General features: G+C 40.1%; 15 protein-coding genes. 8 read left to right on the forward strand and 7 right to left on the reverse strand.

The features are described 5' to 3' along the window. Position 1 precedes the first annotated feature (1 nt). From sstT to B2727_RS14860, 7 genes are all read right to left on the reverse strand, one after another. Positions 2-1,204 (reverse strand): serine/threonine transporter SstT, encoded by a 1,203-nt coding sequence (gene sstT / locus B2727_RS14830; protein WP_005316023.1) that lies wholly within the window; start codon positions 1,202-1,204, stop codon positions 2-4. A 197-nt stretch (positions 1,205-1,401) separates the two neighbouring features. Then, the gene (locus tag B2727_RS14835) at positions 1,402-3,102 is read right to left on the reverse strand and encodes a SulP family inorganic anion transporter (protein WP_033133288.1); all 1,701 of its coding nucleotides are present in this window, start codon (positions 3,100-3,102) and stop codon (positions 1,402-1,404) included. Positions 3,103-3,183: 81 nt separating this feature from the next. Beyond that, positions 3,184-3,495: an ArsR/SmtB family transcription factor gene (locus B2727_RS14840; protein ID WP_004807645.1), complete on the reverse strand. Its 312-nt coding sequence runs from the start codon at positions 3,493-3,495 to the stop codon at positions 3,184-3,186. A 565-nt stretch (positions 3,496-4,060) separates the two neighbouring features. Further along, positions 4,061-4,627: a TetR/AcrR family transcriptional regulator gene (locus B2727_RS14845; protein ID WP_004807643.1), complete on the reverse strand. Its 567-nt coding sequence runs from the start codon at positions 4,625-4,627 to the stop codon at positions 4,061-4,063. Positions 4,628-5,103: 476 nt separating this feature from the next. After that, positions 5,104-5,616 carry a hypothetical protein gene (locus B2727_RS14850; protein ID WP_241345104.1) on the reverse strand — a complete coding sequence of 171 codons (513 nt, stop codon included), beginning with the start codon at positions 5,614-5,616 and terminating at the stop codon, positions 5,104-5,106. 37 nt (positions 5,617-5,653) lie between these two features. Then, positions 5,654-6,709 (reverse strand): linear amide C-N hydrolase, encoded by a 1,056-nt coding sequence (locus B2727_RS14855; RefSeq protein WP_004807638.1) that lies wholly within the window; start codon positions 6,707-6,709, stop codon positions 5,654-5,656. A 199-nt stretch (positions 6,710-6,908) separates the two neighbouring features. After that, complete coding sequence (locus B2727_RS14860; RefSeq protein ID WP_033133003.1) at positions 6,909-8,075, reverse strand: JmjC domain-containing protein; 1,167 nt, start codon at positions 8,073-8,075, stop codon at positions 6,909-6,911. Positions 8,076-8,277: 202 nt separating this feature from the next. Between B2727_RS14860 and dnaX the strand changes: the two genes are divergently transcribed. The 8 genes from dnaX to B2727_RS14900 all read left to right on the forward strand — a co-directional run bounded on the left by dnaX (position 8,278) and on the right by B2727_RS14900 (position 17,873). Continuing rightward, positions 8,278-10,272, forward strand: coding sequence for a DNA polymerase III subunit gamma/tau (dnaX, locus tag B2727_RS14865; protein ID WP_291349533.1), 1,995 nt, complete (start codon positions 8,278-8,280; stop codon positions 10,270-10,272). A gap of 113 nt (positions 10,273-10,385) precedes the next feature. Beyond that, the gene (locus B2727_RS14870) at positions 10,386-11,024 is read left to right on the forward strand and encodes a vWA domain-containing protein (RefSeq protein WP_005203231.1); all 639 of its coding nucleotides are present in this window, start codon (positions 10,386-10,388) and stop codon (positions 11,022-11,024) included. 37 nt (positions 11,025-11,061) lie between these two features. Continuing rightward, the gene (locus tag B2727_RS14875) at positions 11,062-11,703 is read left to right on the forward strand and encodes a TerD family protein (RefSeq protein ID WP_291349535.1); all 642 of its coding nucleotides are present in this window, start codon (positions 11,062-11,064) and stop codon (positions 11,701-11,703) included. Between the two features lie 37 nt (positions 11,704-11,740). Then, positions 11,741-12,376 (forward strand): vWA domain-containing protein, encoded by a 636-nt coding sequence (locus tag B2727_RS14880; protein WP_005203233.1) that lies wholly within the window; start codon positions 11,741-11,743, stop codon positions 12,374-12,376. Between the two features lie 34 nt (positions 12,377-12,410). Beyond that, positions 12,411-13,469, forward strand: a complete 1,059-nt coding sequence (locus B2727_RS14885; protein WP_033133004.1) for a TerY-C metal binding domain-containing protein — start codon at positions 12,411-12,413, stop codon at positions 13,467-13,469. A 21-nt stretch (positions 13,470-13,490) separates the two neighbouring features. Continuing rightward, the gene (locus B2727_RS14890; RefSeq protein WP_033133005.1) at positions 13,491-15,302 is read left to right on the forward strand and encodes a PP2C family serine/threonine-protein phosphatase; all 1,812 of its coding nucleotides are present in this window, start codon (positions 13,491-13,493) and stop codon (positions 15,300-15,302) included. Then, positions 15,295-16,824, forward strand: a complete 1,530-nt coding sequence (locus tag B2727_RS14895) for a helix-hairpin-helix domain-containing protein (RefSeq protein WP_033133006.1) — start codon at positions 15,295-15,297, stop codon at positions 16,822-16,824. Before B2727_RS14890 ends, B2727_RS14895 begins: the two co-directional genes overlap by 8 nt. Then, a complete protein-coding gene (locus B2727_RS14900; protein WP_033133007.1) occupies positions 16,821-17,873 on the forward strand; it encodes an ATP-grasp domain-containing protein in 1,053 nt (350 codons plus the stop codon). The genes B2727_RS14895 and B2727_RS14900 overlap by 4 nt, the downstream gene beginning before the upstream one ends. The last annotated feature ends 40 nt before the right edge of the window (positions 17,874-17,913 follow it).

Genomic DNA, 17,913 nt, shown 5'->3' on the forward strand with positions numbered 1-17,913 from the left:
CCTATGATCTTGGATGGTCTCTAAAATCAACAGCAGCGGTAAATAATACATCTGTCGATGAATTCAATGCTGTTTCCGTTGAATCTTGCAATACACTGATAATCATACCAATCGCAACAATTTGCATGGCAATTTCAGATGATATACCAAACAAACTACAAGCAACAGGGATTAACAATAAAGACCCACCTGCAACGCCTGAAGCGCCACATGCAGAAACCGTTGCAACCACCGATAAAATAATCATGGTACTCAAGTCGACAGGAATATCGAGTGTATGCACAGCAGCAAGGGTAAGTACCGTAATCGTGACTGCTGCACCTGCCATATTGATAGTCGCACCCAATGGAATTGATACGCTTGCAGTTGCTTCATTGACACCTAAACGCTGAGCCAAATCTAGGTTTACTGGAATATTGGCAGCTGAACTACGGGTAAAGAAAGCGGTGATACCACTTTCTTTTAAACAGGTAAAGACTAAAGGATATGGGTTAGCCTTCATGGTAATCGCAACCAAAATTGGATTAATCACCAGTGCAACAAACAGCATTGTGCCGATTAGAACCGCTAATAGGTGGGCATAACTGGTCAGTGTTGCTAGACCTTCGCTTGCAAATGTCACTGCAACTAAACCAAAAATACCAATCGGAGCAAAACCAATCACGGTATGAATGATTTTATTGACTGCTCCAGCCACATCAGTCAAAACTTGCTTGGTCGTGTCAGAGCTATGACGTAAAGCCAGACCTAAACCAATTGCCCAAGCCAAGATACCAATAAAGTTGGCTTCACCAATTGCTTGAACAGGGTTTGCAATAAAACTTAAAAGTAAATTCTTTAGAATCTCTGCAAGGCTACCTGGTGCTTGAAGGCCTGTTTCTGCCGGTAAATGTAAAAACAGTTGGCTTGGAAACAAAACACTTGCAGTTACTGCACTGAATGCGGCAAGTAACATCCCGACTACATATAAAACCAGTACAGGTTTGATATTTGAATTCTGACCAATCTGGAAATTTGCAATTGAAGATAGAACTAAAACAAAAACTAAAATCGGTGCAACAGACTTTAATGCTTTAATGAATAATTCACCCAATAAACTTAAGTAGGGTGTAAAGTTAGGAAAGAGCAAAGCGACGCCAATCCCTAAAAAAATAGCGATAATAATTTTGCTAACTAAGCTCAAGCGAGACAGTACATTAAACATATAAAGGCCTTATAAACCTATGCACGGTTTAAGGTTAAACAAGCGCGGTATTCTATACCTAAGAACCGTGAATAATAAAATTTTTTTTGCAATTCAATTACTTTAAAAATACCGAAAAAATTAACACAATGTTTTTTAAAAATAATTATGAAAACATGATACATCCTTTTGTATAAAAAAAATCCAATAAAAGCTGCTCATTCTACAAGCATTTCAGGCGAAAGTGTTTGTATTGCTTGATAATGTGATAAAAATATTTGGCCTGTAAGCTCATTTTTGAGCTGGGATTTACATAGTCGCTCCATAACAGGGCTCTTCACTTCGGATAAATGTAATTGGATAGTCAGCTGAGCTAATTCTCGATTTAGGTCTTCTAACATTTCTAATGCACTGAGATCGATATTGCTAATGCTTGAGCAGTTGATCACAACATGTCGCAACAGCGAATTCTGGCTAACTTCTGTAATCACATAACCTTTCAGAACATGGGCATTTAAAAAGTTAAGGTTTTCATCAACACGGAAAGAAACCACAGTTGGAGTTGTAATGACATTGTAATTTGAGATGTTTCTAAAGTGTTGAGTTCCTTCAATTAAACCAATAACAGCAATATGAGGGCGGCTAATACGCCAAAGCAGTAGAATAAAGGTCAGTACAATACCAATGATCAGTCCTGTTGAAATATCTATACAGGTTACACCAAAAAAGGTAACCCACATTGCCAGTCCGTCAGCTTTTGAATATTTCCATGTTTCAATAAATGGAGTCAGTGTTATCAACTTCCAGATAGAAACAAAAATTGTGGCAGCTAATACAGCGAGTGGTAGGTTTTGAAAGAAGCCTGTAAAGTAAAGGCTGACTGCAATCATCAATAAAGATGAAATAACACCAGACATCGGGGTTTTCGCTCCCGCATCAGCGTTGACAACCGTACGAGATAGGCTACCAGAGACTGCAAAACCGGAATTAAATCCCGCAGCAATATTGGCTAAGCCTAAAGCAATCAGTTCTTGGTTACTGTCTAAGTCATCGCGCTTTTGTAGTGCTGTGGCTTGCGCAATGGCCAGCGATTCTACAAAGCTAATCATTGCAATCATAAATGCGCTTGGGAGTAGTTGCAGAATCAGCTCAGTGTTCCATGTTGGGAAATGAAAATTGGGCAGGCCTGTTGGGATGACTCCAACTGTTTTGATTGCCTGATCATCGTTTCCAATAAAGGTGATGACCGCGATAGAGAGCAAAACCAGTAATAAAGGTAATATTTTGTTCAGAAAATTGGACCGAATCAGTTTTGGAAGCATAAACAGGAGTAAAACAGAAATTAGCCCAAAGCTTATGCCTGTCAAAGTCACTTGGTGCAAGTTTTGAGATAAGCTCAGTAAAAACTCAGGAATATTGCCTGCTTGTAACGGGATATCCAGTAAAAACTTAAATTGTCCTAAGGCGATCAGTAACGCGGATGCAATGATAAAGCTTTGAATAACAGGATGGCTAATAAGCTGAATAAGAAAACCGAAACGCAATAAACCTAAAAGCAGAGAAATGATCCCGACAAGTAGCGCTAATAAGTAAGCAGCTTCGATATAGGCAGTTGATCCAGCAGCAAATAGTGGGTCAAGTGCTGTAAATACCATCATCGAAATAATGGCGACAGGACCAATCGAAAGGGTGGTACTACTTCCTGTAAAGGCATAGATAATCATGGGTAGTATACTGGCGTATATCCCCATAATTGGCGGAAGCCCTGCCAACATTGCATAAGCCATACCTTGTGGTACCAACATAGCCAATACAATGCAGGCTGCAATCAGATCAGACTTTAGGCTGGAAAGCTGATAACGACTTAACCATTTTCGCGCAGGAAAAAGTTTAGATAGGTTTAGGTTTAGCAATTTCATGCGCAATAGTCTAAATCATAAATTTATATATATTATGCAGAAAAAATGCTAAAGAGGGTACGGTTGAATTTTTTTTGAGAATTATGCCTGAGGGCAGTAATGCTCATACAGCGTATTCAAAACCACTTGCAACTTTGGATCTAAAATTGAGTAAAAAATTTGTTTGCCATCGCGACGGGTAGAAACAACATTACTTTTTCTTAACATCATCAATTGCTGTGAAAGCGTAGGTTGGAAGATTTGGGTTAATTCTTCAATTTGTGAAACATTAAGTTCTTGTTTAGCCAAATGACACAAAATAATTAAACGATCAGTATTTGCCAGAGATTTCAGTACAGTCACAATTGTACCAGCTGACTCTCTCATGGCGTCGATCTCGAAATCCTTTTGCATGCATATACTCTCTAGGTTACAGCCGAGGCTAGTATAAAGTCACGCAATGAAAAAATTGTAGTAAAACTGAATAATTGCAATGGTTTTTAATGAAAATGTATATCAGTAAAAGTAATAAGAAGGTGTTATACTGTTGATTAATCGGTTGTTTGAGTGAAATTCGTGATTAAATTCACATTATCGTGGTTTTGAGAGATTTATATCCAGTTTGACGCCATTAAGATTCGATATCCTTTGCTTTATTCTTTAAAAATACTAAATAATAAAATTAAGTGGTTAATATAATTAACGAATATAAAAAACTAAAAAAAAGATTGTGCTTTACAAAAAAACATATATAATGAGAAACAAGACAGAACGATCTGTCTGCATAAGAAGGATCGGAAGTGCGAAAGTGCAACCGCCAGAGGGTAATAATATTTATTATTCTTTTTACACTCAGACGCAAGCGTGAGCCACAATAATAACTATAAATCACGCTTTATTTTTTTATGCAATGATACCTGATTTTTCAAACACTTTTAATAAAAAAATATCCCTTTATTTATAAAGGGATATTTTGTATTTATGCCAAAGCTTTTTCAAAACTGATTAAGTGCTCAACGCGTTTCCAGTATTCATCCATTTCAACTGAGTGCTTATTGACATGGGCTTGAATCGTCATACCATCTAAAATGCTGACAATCAATGTTGCAAGATGAGTCGGGTTACGAATATCCAAACTTTTCAATAAGTTTTCAATTAAAGCTGTTAACCAAATTTTATATTGGGTAGCAGGTTGCAACGTAGAAGGATAGATTTTAATCACTTCTTCTAACGCTTTCTGAAACATACAGCCATTAAAATCTTCGCTGTTAAACCAGGCTGCATACCATCCAAAGATTGCTTTAAGTTGGTCAAGATGATCCTCTGGATCACATTCTGCCAAAGTTGCATTTAAAGAAGTTTGGAGATTAATGTTACGTTGCACTAAGCATTCTTCAATTAACTTTTCCTTTGAAGGGAAGTATTTGTAGAAAGTCATTTTTGCAACGCCCGATTCACTAATGATTCGATCTACACCGATCGAGTTATAGCTATGCGAATTAAAAAGTCTTAATGCAGTGGTAATAATATCTTCTTTTTTTGACATACAACGCCTCTAGTTCGCCCATCGCCAAGAGCATCATGTTGCATTTCATCATGCAATTTTGGCAGGGATTTTACATGGTATTTTGAAAATATCATAGGAAAAAATAACATTATTCATTTAAATGATTCTTTTGTCCGTATTTTCAAGTACAGAGTTTGAAATGAATGTTTATATCTATAGAAAATAACTATTAATAAAATCTTAAAATACGATAAAAGATTAGAATAACTTAAATTTATTTGATCCGTGATTATTCATCTAATTGTTTTCAAAGGATAACTAGTTTTATGGGGTGTTTAGATTTAATTATGATGGTTATGTTGAGATTTATTCTTGTTTGTAGGTTTGTGTATATTTAAGCAACGCTTCTACTTTTAATGCTTACTCTGGAATCTATTTTGAATAAATACATAATATAAAAGCCAGTTAGTTATAGTTAAAATAAATAACTGACTTTCATCGTATAATTTTCTATTTTAAGATTTGTTTTGTTGCAATGGTAGTGTTGCAATGAGCTTTATAAAATTATGGTAAAGCATCGATTGTTGGCTTGGGGTATAGACAGAACGTTTGATGTTGCCTTTATCTGTTTCGATCGAAAGTTCGACATTTTTTGCTTTTTTCAGCTCGTACAGGAATGTACTCGGCAGAATGAAGCTATTCGATGAGCGTCTTGTAATCAGTCGATTGATGTCTTTTTGCTGCGTTGGACCAACGGGCTGATAAGTAAAAGTCTTATCATCAATTAAGAAAGTAAGGCTTTTGATATCATAATAATCATAGCTACTGTTGAGTACGGTCTCGACTCTTAATTGCTCTTTGTGTTGTTTATCCCATTCAACAAAAACATTCGGGCAAAGTTCGTTGGCTTTGCAGTTCAAAGAGCCTGCGGTTGCGAGATTGTCTGTTGAGTTTGCAGAAGAGTCAGGTAAGGTCGCGCAGCCACTCATCACAATACAAAGGCTCAGTAAACTTAAAGTTTTTTTCATCTTTTTAACTCTCTAGGATGTACTCAATATTTCAGTGTTAATGATGTAGTTGTGGACCAAGAAATTCAAATGGTTTTGATATTTTAAATTGATTGGTTGCATCACCAGCAAAAGTATTCTGTTGATCTTTGCCAAGATCAAGTTTACGCGTTAAACCATCTTTAAAGTTAATTTTCTTTAAATCCACCCAAAATACATTGGGGGAGACTGCAGATTCAAAGAAATAAAGTTGTTGTTTGTGGTCTGCAACGGTTCGCCAGCGTGTCGATGAAATATTCGGTTCTTCTGCTGTATTGAGGCCATAAGGAACAGATGCATTACGAATCACACTAAAAACAGAAGCTAAGGCATCTTTAGGATTGTCATTTTTTGGAATCGCATTGATATAAAAAGAGGCACGTGCAAAGCGGTCAGCAGCACGATTGGTCCCTGGTAACATGACTGTACCACCAATTTGTTGCCAGTAAGTGTTGAGTGCCAGTTGTTGATCAAATATTGGTGAGTTGGTCATAACTTGATATTTTTTATTGTGGTGAATAACTTGCTTGCCCCCAATATATTCGATAATGGCACTATCACCGGTTTTGTCTGAAATAGATAAATGCAATGTCGCGAGGCGTTGTTCGCCTGGCACGCTGTCAGTAATCAGATCGAAGGGTTCTTTTTCTAAAGCACTGACAGCTTCTGCAACGCTTGCATAGTTATCAAGTACATATTGCGCCCAAGCCGAAATGCTGAGTTGCGGTTTTTTAGATTGTTTGGTGTCTGGATATTGAGATTCAACCAACCATAATACATTGGCAACCAATCCAGCTTCATTCATGCCGTCAGTCGTTGAAATATCATAACCTGTGGCAATCACACTGCCGTATTTAGCTTTCCATTTTAGAGATTTTGGCCCTGCATTGCTGTCTCTAAGTACACCACTGGGTAAAATCCAAAGATTAGTGCCTACATCAACCTTCCAGTCCATGGAGCGGGCGGTGATGATATGGTCATTGTTGCCTAAATAAACTGCTCGGGTGCAGGCATGGCTGGTTTGTAGAATGAATGAGGATGCGAGAAAGGAAAAACATAATATTTTTTTAAACACAAGTCAGACTCCTTGCTGTAGTATCAAAGTGATTTATATCAAATATTTTTATAATGACTTGGCTTTAGTCTATTAAAAAAAAATTCTTATTCAAGCATTAAAATGTAATCATTATAAAAAGTAGGGTTTTATTTTTTTGATCTGGAATTTAGATAAATGTGGATAGAGATTAATCTCTATCCACAAGAAAATGGATGTTCTAGTTTTCGTTTGGTGGTAATAACATCACGACGGCGGTATTCAGCAACGTTGTGATATCTTCTAGAATCTCAACTTCATTAAATCGGTCATCTAGCAAGAGGCTTTCACCATCTGCAATTTGCTTCAAAAAAGGAATAAAAGCTTCTGATACACAAACGGTATCGCCATTTGCCCAAAACTCTAAAGATTCACCTTGTTTTCTGTAAAGCAAACGAGAGGCGGGTTCTAGAATAATTTGATAATCCGCACCAATAATCTCGGCAACATCATGAGCATCAACCTCTTCAGGTTCTGGAATGTTGTTTGGATAGCTTGCTTCACTCATATAGGCCATGATCGCTGCATCAAATTCAGGTGCCTGAGTGAGATAATCAAGTAATTGAGTCTTTAAATATGAAAACTCAGTACTGTTAATTTCCCCTAAATGTGCTGTTTGCTGGCGTGCAATATCGATCAATGGATTTTTGAGTAAGGTATTCTCTGCAAATTTATCACTCACTTGATCAATCATTTCTGAGAGGTTTGGCATGCGGAAGCCAAAAGAGTAGGTTAAGCAATCATCTTCAGCCACACCATAATGCGCGAGACCTGGTGGGACATAAAGAAGGTCGCCTGGGGCAAGAATTTCATCAAAATGAATGTCTAAGTCTGCTAGAAGTTTCAGCGGTTGATCTGGCAAAAACTCAGTTGATTCATCACACATTTGACCTAATTGCCAACGGCGATGACCATGGCCTTGTACCAAGAACACATCATAAAAATCGAAGTGCTTACCAACAGAGCCACCTTTAGGTGCATAAGACACCATGATATCGTCGCGGCGCCATTGAGGGATAAATGGAAACTTCTTCCAAAGCTCTGAAATATCAAATGAATAATGATCTACTGCTTGAACTAGAAGTGTCCAAAGATTTGGCAGCTTTTGGAAATCACCTTTGGTTAAAGGAGAGGATTTCACATGCCACTCATTTGGATTTTTATTTTTCTGACGGATTAAGCGAGCGGTGACATCTTCTTCCAATGCCAGTTCTTGAACATCTGCTGGTTCTAATAAGCCGATAATTTCAGGCATTGCATTACGGACCAACAACGGCTTTTTCTGCCAATATTCATTAAGAAATTGTTCTGCGCTAATGCCGCCGAGTACCGTTAAAGATTGAGACATGGGAAATAAAACCAACAACACATAAATTAGTGCGTATTCTCCCTTGAGTTGAATATTGGCGCAAGTCTTGTCTGAATGTGATGAAAAGATCGGAAATAGTCATCAAAAGTGCAGCAATGTATTTAATCTTGATCAATTAGAAGCGGATTCATTCACAGACTTTCAAAAAAACAGTATGCTTAAGACGCAAAAAGGAGCATTCATGTATCAAGTACTGGCAAGAAAATACCGTCCACGTAATTTCAATGAGTTAGTGGGGCAAAACCATGTTTCTCGTGCTTTAACCAGCGCATTAGAACGTGGGCGTTTGCATCATGCCTACTTGTTTACTGGAACGCGTGGTGTCGGTAAAACCACGATTGCCCGTATTTTAGCCAAATGTTTGAACTGCGAGACAGGCGTGACGTCAACGCCCTGTGAAGTTTGTGCAACTTGTAAGGCGGTAAATGAAGGTCGTTTTATTGATTTAATTGAAATCGATGCGGCGTCACGGACCAAAGTTGAGGATACCCGCGAGTTACTCGACAATGTGCCTTATGCGCCGACACAGGGTCGCTTCAAAGTTTATCTGATCGATGAAGTGCATATGCTTTCAACGCATTCATTCAATGCCTTGCTCAAGACACTGGAAGAACCACCTGAGCATGTGAAGTTCCTCTTTGCAACGACAGATCCACAAAAACTGCCGATTACCGTCATCTCGCGCTGTTTGCAATTTACCTTACGTCCTTTGGCTGTTGATGAAATTACAGAACATTTGACAGCAATTTTAAATAAAGAGCATATCGAAGCCGATCAAGATGCGATTTGGCAAATTGCAGAATCTGCGCAAGGTTCATTGCGTGATGCATTGTCTTTGACAGATCAGGCAATCGCCTATGGTCAAGGTGCAGTCCATCATCAAGATGTTAAAGATATGCTTGGTTTGATTGACCGAACCATTATTTATGATTTGATTTTGGCAATTCATCAAAATCAGCAAGCACGAGTAAGTCAGCTACTTCTACAATTTAGACAGCAAGCTTTAGACGTGTCTTTGGTTTTGGATCAATTGGTTTCTACCTTGCATGAACTGGCATTGTTGCAATACTTGCCTGATCTTGCATTGAAATATAGTGAAGAAATTAACCAGAAAATTCTGCAGCTGTCGAAACTTATTTCTGCTCAAGATTTGCAGTTGTATTATCAAATTGCCTGTAAAGGTCGAGCTGAGTTGCAACTTGCGGTGACACAAGAGCAAGGATTTGAAATGACGGTGTTGCGTTTACTGGCATTTAGACCGTTAACGTTGAATGAAGTCACGGTTACGGCAATGCCTGTTACGCAAATTACAGCACCTGAAGTGCTTCAGCCAGTACCGGATTTAAGGATAGAAAATCAGTTTGCAGTTCAGCAAGAAACGGTTAGCGTTGAACCTGAACCTGAACCTGAACCTGAACCTGAACCTGAACCTGAACCTGAACCTGAACCTGAACCTGAACAGCGCAATCAAGATCCTCATCTCATGGTGTTTGATGTCGAGGACGGTCAGTTAATTGGATTGGATGTATCAGTACAACAACACACGATTCAGTCGAATATCGTTGAAGCAGATGAGGTGCTGGTTTTTCCTGTTGAGCAAAATCTTCAAGAACAGCTGGAGCAGCCCAAAGTTGAGCAAGTACTTGATCTCGTATCAGAGTCAGTAGCTGAAGTCGTTGTTTTGGAGCCGAGTGTTGTTGCAGACAAGCCCGTTGCACCTAAAATACAACAGCAAGTTCATGAACAAACTGATCTGATGCCTCAAGATATTTTAAAACTGCGTGAGCAGGTCTTAGACGGTGAGTGGGATTTGGAGAAGTGGGAATATTGGTTTAGAACCAGCCAGCTTTCACCTGCGGTTCAAGAGTTAGCTCAACATGGTGTGATGCAAGGACAGATCAATGGCACTTCTGTTTTTCAGATTCCTCAAGAATATGAAGGCATGTTGTCGCAATTGCAGCATGATTTGGAGGAGGCTTTAAAAGCGCAATGGCCACAAACCCTGTTTAGTGTGCAATATGCTGCAGTGGATTCCAATACGCCTTTAATGATGCAAAATGAGCGTAAAGAAAGAGCATATCATCGTGCAGTCGAGTTATTACACCAAGAGCCGACAATTAAGAGTTTGGTCGATACTTTTGATGCCGAACTAGTCAATATTAAGCTTAATCCTTAGCTGAAATAGGTAGACAGAAGAGTATTTATTTTTTACTTTGTAATGATTTAGATAAGCTAAAAGTGTAATCTAGGCTTAAAATTTAAATCATAACGAAATAAGGGTAAAAAATAATGCGTCGTTTACCAGTTTATTTATTACTTGATACCTCAGGTTCTATGCATGGTGAGCCTATAGAAGCCGTAAAAAATGGGGTACAAATTTTACTTTCGACTTTACGTCAAGATCCTTATGCGCTGGAAACGGCCTATTTATCTTTAATCAGTTTCGACAGCCAAGCCAAACAGTTAGTGCCTTTAACTGAATTGGCTGTTTTCCAAGCACCAGATTTGCAGGTCACAGGAACCACAGCCTTGGGCGATGCTTTAGCGCTATTAGCCGATAAAATAGAACAAGAAGTGGCAAAAACCACAGCAGATGTCAAAGGTGACTGGAAACCATTGATTTTCATTATGACTGATGGTGTGCCAACAGATGATTGGCGTAAAGGTTTGCAACGTTTACAACAAGTCAAAACAGGGGTGATCGTGGCCTGCGCAGCGGGACATGGTGCTGATACTTCAATTTTAAAACAAATCACAGAAGTTGTTGTTGAATTGGCAACGGCAGATTCAAATACGATTAAAGCATTCTTTAAATGGGTTTCTGCCAGTATTTCAACTGGCAGCCAGAAAGTGGATGCAGGGCAAAAAGAAGTCACAGGCTTGGGCGATTTGCCACCTCCACCGCCTGAAGTCAACATCGTACTATAAAAAAAGCAAAATAAAGATTAAATAAGAGGGTAAAACCATGGCTGTAAGTTTAAGTAAAGGTCAAGGCATAAGTTTAAGTAAAACTGAAAATAATTTGTCTCAAGTAACGATTGGTTTAGGTTGGGATATTCAGGAACAGAAAAAAGGCTTTCTTGGCGGATTATTTGGTGGCAATAGCGCTGAATATGATCTGGATGTGATTGCCTTCCTTGTGGGGAGTAATGGCAAGGTTAATAATCTGGGGCGAGATGCGCAGGGGAATGTCACCTTAGAAAATAGTGATGTTATCTTTTTTAATAATCAAAAGCATTCTTCGGGACATATCTGGTTAACCGGTGATAACCGTACAGGTGCGGGGGATGGCGATGATGAACAAATTATCGTGAAGCTCAATGACCTGAATCAACAATACCAAAAAGTGGTTTTTGTGGTGCAAATCTATAAAGCCGCAGAAAATAACCAACATTTTGGTCAAGTTAAAAATGCATTTATCCGTGCAGTGGATACCACAGGCAAGGAAATGGTCCGTTTCGATTTGTCGGGCACAGGCCAATATGATCAACAGCGCTCATTACTCTTTGCTGAACTTGTCCGTGAATCAGCTGGATGGAAATTTAATGCAGTCGGACAGGCCTCCCAATCCGATTCATTTGTAGAATGGTTAAAACAATACGCTTAAAAATTTGATTTTCGGCTAAAGAAAGGTTTAGAACAACATGCGCCGTTTACCCGTTTATATTTTATTAGATACCTCTGGATCGATGCGAGGTGAGCCAATTCATTCGGTGAACGTCGGCTTGCAGTCTATGTTGAGTGCATTGCGTCAAGACCCTTATGCATTGGAGAGTGTGCATTTAAGTATTATTACCTTTGATTTGGAGGCGAAGGTTTATTTGCCTTTAACGCCCTTAGATCAAGTGCAACTGGCTGATATCGATGTGCCGAGTGCGGGCGCAACTTTTATGGGCGCTGCACTTGAGTTGCTTGCTGAGCAAGTCACTCAGCAATTACAGAAAAGTACCGATGAGGTCAAAGGGGACTGGCGTCCACTATTGTTTGTGATGACAGACGGCTCACCGTCTGATGTCTATGCTTACCAGCAAGCGATTCCTGTCATAAAACAGTTAAACTTTGCCAGTATCGTTGCCTGTGCCGCTGGGCCAAAAGCCAAGCAGGAACATCTGCTACAACTTACTGATAAAGTCGTGGTATTGGATACCATGGATGCGGCCTCTTTTGCAGGATTCTTTAAGTGGGTGTCTGCCAGTGTTGTGGTGGGAAGCAGTAGTGCTGGGATTTCAGGCTCTGTTTCATTGCCACCACCGCCGCCAGAAGTGCAGTTGGTGCTGTAAATAAAATAAAGAATACATTAAGGATAATCAGAAGATGCGCCGTTTACCTGTTTTTTTCGTATTGGATTGTTCTGAGTCGATGGCGGGGCAAAATATTCAACAGATGCAACAAGGCATCCAGTTGATTATGCAGCAATTACGTCAAGATCCATATGCCTTGGAAACTGTATATGTTTCTGTTATTGCCTTTGCAGGGATTGTCCGAACTTTAGTTCCGTTAGTGGAAGTGTTTGCTTATTATCCTGCGAAATTACCTTTGGGCGGCGGGACACATTTAGGCAAAGCCTTAGAACATTTGATGAATGAATTTGATCGTCATTTGATTAAAACAACGGAAGAAATTAAAGGGGATTGGAAGCCAATCGTATATTTGTTTACAGATGGTCGTCCGACCGATGAATGTAAAGATGCGATTTACCGTTGGCAAAAGAAATATGCACGACGCTGTACGCTGATTGCCTTAGGAATGGGTAAAAACGTCGATTATGCAACGCTCAAGCAATTAACAGAACACTGTATTGCTTTTGATGAGTTGAAAGAACAAGACTTTAAAAAGTTTTTCCAGTGGATTAGTGCTTCTGTGGTTGCACAAAGTAAAAGTATTGGCGATGGACAGCAGCAAGATCATTTACCGCCAATCGATGAGCGTTATATGCGTCTGGTCAAGGATTTGCCAGCCAAGAAAACCTTGGTGGATGAAAACTGTGTCACTTTTGTGGGACGCTGTGGCAAGCTGAATCGACCCTATTTAATGAAATTTGAACGTGAAATTCAGTATCAAGCACCTCAAGATTTAAATATCAACCTGAATTTATATCATTTTCAATTAACCGAATGCTGCAAAATTGATGAGGATTATTTTACTTGGTCTGATCAAACCCAACATCAGCAGCAGGTCAATACCACGCTATTACAAGGTACTCCAGAATGTCCACATTGTTTGGCCGAAACGGCTTTTGCCATGTGTGGTTGTGGCCAATTGATGTGTTATGACGGTTTTAGCGAAGACGTGACTTGTCCATGGTGTCGTCGCCAAGTCAGTTTTGGCTATGGTGGAATGGACGGCTTCGATGTGCAACGAGGGCGTGGTTAACAATTGGATCTAGGAAAAGCCATGTCGCAAACTTTGACTCCTGACGTTCAGACAGTTTTTTTAAATACATTAAAGCAGCTGTTACAAGATCAAACTCAACAGAATCCTCTGTTACTGGATGATAATTCTATTGATCAATTACTAAGCAATAAGAAGATTTATAATGCCTATCATGATTTGGCTGAACAGATTTATGAGCTGATGGGCTTTCAATTAGAACAGTCAGCAGCGTTTCAGCATTCTTTATTACAGCGCATCCTGGAGCAGGGGCGCTTGCCGGTTTACATCTCTAAAGCTGAAAATATCAATAGCGCTGAATCAAGCCAACCGCTATTCGATCATATCCAAATGATGCAGAATTCAATTGATGAGACGGATGTATTGGAGTCAGTTGATCAGCTTGATTTTCTAGATGAACTTTATTTGTCCCCGTCTATTGAAGCAGAAGCTGATCCTTCTTTTATAAATGATTGCTTTGTCGCTACGCCACACCAGACAACCTCGCTGCTGTCAGTTAAGTCGATCACAGATATCGACGCAAATAATACAGACCACAATCAGAATAATGCCTCAGGAAAATCAAATCATGAGGTGAAAATGGTGAAAAAAATGCCTCATTTTCAGATACCCAATGCGCGTGTTGGGCAAGACTATCAAGCCCGTATCCAAATGCAATATCCAGTCAAAGAGGACGTGCTGATTTGCTCAGAATCGATCAAAATTCCAGACGACTTAGGCATCGTATTTGATGATGAAACGCAACAATTACAGGGCATACCGCTACAAGCTGGTGAATTTAAACTGGCATTTCAGTATAAAAATAACGAAGCCACACAAGCATGGTCTTCGGGTGAGGTGACCTTTATTATTACTGCCGATCCGCGTAGTTTATGGCAGGTCAATGAGCCTGATATCCATGCGCCTTATCAGAAAGCACATAGTGATCACCAATTGATCCAGACTGAGCACTTTAACCTTGCTGCCTGTAGCCAGCGCGGGCGCTCACATGAACACGCAGGTACATTCCGTGATGATGACTTTCTGATTACTCAAGTTGCAGAGACCGATTGGTCAGTATTGATCGTTGCAGACGGTGCTGGCAGTGCCAGTTATTCTCGACAAGGTTCTTTGCTTGCAGTGCAAAGTGCAGCCAAAACGCTGACGGATTATCTCGAACAGCATCATCCGCATCTTGATCGCTTATTGCAGCAATGGCAAGTTGGCAGTGACGATGAAATGACCAAGTCTGTTGCACAGAAAATCTATAAAGATTTTCATGATACTTTCTATAAAACAGCTCAAGTGGCCATTGAGGCCATTGAGCAGGAAGCCGAGTTAAAGCAGGTTGCAGCCAAGGCCTATGCCACGACTTTATTGGTGGCTGTGGTTAAACAATGCGAGCAAAAAACCTTTATTAGTACCTTTTGGATGGGCGATGGCGCGATTGCTGTATATGCCAAAGATAAAGTACGTTTAATGGGCAAACCAGATGGTGGCGAGTTTGCTGGGCAAACTCGTTTCTTGGATCGCAGTTTTGCACAGCAGTTTGCTAGTCGCGTCAATATTGGCTATTACGATGATTGTGAAGCTGTAATTCTGATGACAGATGGTATTTCCGATCCACGCTTTGAAACGGATGCTGGACTTGCGAACCACGAAAAATGGCAGGCCTTATGGCAAGAAATTGAACCACAGTTACAGCAGCCACACCCAGATCAGGCTTTATTGGAATGGTCAAAGTTCTTTAGTGCAGGGCATCATGATGATCGTACTTTGGCGATTTTATGGAATAAGCCTGTGAGTGTGGATGTGGAGGGTCTTGCCCATGACTAAGATTATCCAGTGTCAAACCTTAGATGGTCGGCCAGTTGCATTCGTTGATGAAGTCATTGGCTCAGGAGCAATGAAAGATGTCTATTTTTCTCCTGATAAATCTTATGTGGTGTGTTTTTTTAGCAAAGAAAAAAACCATTTCTATCAGTCACATGCTGAGCTGGAAAGACAGAAGGACCGCTTAAAGGAAATTGTTGGCAATAAATGGCAAGGTATTTTCAACAGTGCAGGCGGGGATTACTGGAAAAATGTGTTTTGCTGGCCCGATGGTTTGATTGAATATAATGGTTTGTTGGGGATTACAGCACCGACCTACCAAAAACAGTTTTTCTTTGAACATGGGTCTAAAAATAATGATTTTTTAGGCATTAAAGGTAAGGAAAAAGAAGGGAAATGGTTTGCCAGTGCCAATAACCAAAATCGGTTTTTAGATGAAAAAGAAAAAGGCAATTGGTCGAATTATCTGCGTATTTGTATTTTAATTGCCCGTGCTGTACGCCGTATGCATGCAGCAGGTTTGGCGCATTCAGATTTATCCTACAAAAATATTTTGATTGATCCTGTAACTGGCCGTGCCTGTGTAATTGATGTTGATGGTTTGGTTGTGCCGGGTAAATATCCACCTGATGTGGTCGGAACGCCTGATTTTATTGCACCTGAAGTGGTGAAAACCAATCATTTAAAAAAAGATGACCCACAGCGAAATCTCCCAAATATCATGACCGATCGCCATGCCTTGGCGGTCTTGATCTACATGTATTTGCTGTATCGGCATCCATTACGTGGTGGCAAAGTCCATGATGTGAATGATCCTCAGCGCGATGAAAATCTGGCAATGGGTGATAATGCCTTATTTATTGAACATCCAACCGATTCAAGCAATCGGGTAAAAGTTAGTCAAGTCCGTCCAAGTGCTTTACCGTGGGCCGATCCTGAAAAAATTCCATTCACTGTGACAGGCCCTTATTTAAAAGAACTGTTTTTACAAAATTTTGTGACAGGTTTACAGCAACCGCAGCAGCGGCCTTCAGCCAATGATTGGGAAACCGCTTTGGTTAAAACGGTGGATTTGATCCAGCCTTGTTTAAATAGCGATTGCAGTCAAAAATGGTATGTATTTGATAATACAACAAAACCAGTATGTCCATTTTGTGGTACAGCCTTTAAAGGCAAGTTACCTGTACTGAACCTCTATTCGGCACGCCGAGAAGGTAGTTTTAGACCTGATAATCATCGTTTAATGGTCTGGACAGGGCAGTCACTTTACCCGTGGCATGTCAATAATTTGATTGCACCGAACGAGCGTCTAACAGCAGAGCAAAGCAAACGTGTCGGCTATTTTGTTTTTCACCAAAATCAGTGGTGGCTGGTCAATGAAAATCTGCCTGACCTCATGGATGTGGCAAGCAAAACAACGATTCCAATTGGCGAAAAAGTTGAATTGCTGGATGGAAAACAAATTTTACTTTCACGTCAGGATGGAGGCCGCTTAGTGGTGGTGCAAATGGTGGAATGTGTATGACACAAATAGTGAATGATCTTGCTCAGATTGGAATTACTGAAGATTCGATCGGGATTTGGTTTACCCAAGCGCATTCTTGTCAACGTGATTTAATTTTGGCCGCAAAAACGGCGCCGTTTGATACCCGAATTCATGTGGTGGCATCACATGCAGACGATCGTCCTGAAATTACATCTGTTGCCGATATCGCTTTACAAGAACCGCCTTTGTTAGAGCGAGTCGAGTGGGTTTTACAGCAGGCACAACGCTTCAATGTCAAATTGATTATTGCTGGGCATCATGCTGAACTTTATCTGGCGAAAAAACAGCGCTTCGAACAATTGGGCATCCGTCTCATGGCGGGCTGTGATACGGTTGAGCAGATTGAGCAACTGAATGACAAAGCTCTGTTCACTCAGATCTGTGTAACACACGGCTTGGCGGTCGCGCCTGCAACCATTGTTGAAAATGCCGAGCAATTAGAAGATGCATATCATGACTGGTTGCAACAAGGCGATGTGTGCGTCAAGCCTGCCAAAGGGGTTTTTGCTTCAGGGTTTTGGCATTTAGATCCTAAAGCGGATGCTTTTGATGTGTTTGCCAATAGTATGAAATTCAAGGCGCATCCTGAAAGTTTTATTGAGAGTTATCGCCAGTTAGAACAGCCTCCTGTGTATTTGGTCATGCCATTTCTTGCTGGACTGGAGTGCTCAGTGGATATGTTGTGCGTACATGGTCAGGTGCATGGTGCGATCGCACGTTATAAGCAAAAGAATGGCTGCCAGAGTTTGACATTTGAAGATCCAGCGATTGAGTTGGCCAAACAGGTGGCTGCATTATTTGGTTGTGATGGGCTGGTGAATATGCAGGCTCGATATAATGATCAACAGCAGTTATATATTTTGGAAGTGAATTCTCGGCCATCAGGTGGCATTGCACATACCTTCATGAGCGGCGTGAATTTGGTGCATTTGGCGATTGCCCAAGCACTACAGCTCAATTATCAACCTGAAAAGATGAAAAGTTCGGTCACTGTACGCAGCATAAGTCAGAGTATTTGTGTAATATAAAGACCATTATGTATATTATTTTAACTTAGATTTAAGAATT

The sequence above is a fragment of the Acinetobacter sp. UBA991 genome (assembly GCF_002292065.1).
Taxonomy (GTDB): domain Bacteria; phylum Pseudomonadota; class Gammaproteobacteria; order Pseudomonadales; family Moraxellaceae; genus Acinetobacter; species Acinetobacter higginsii.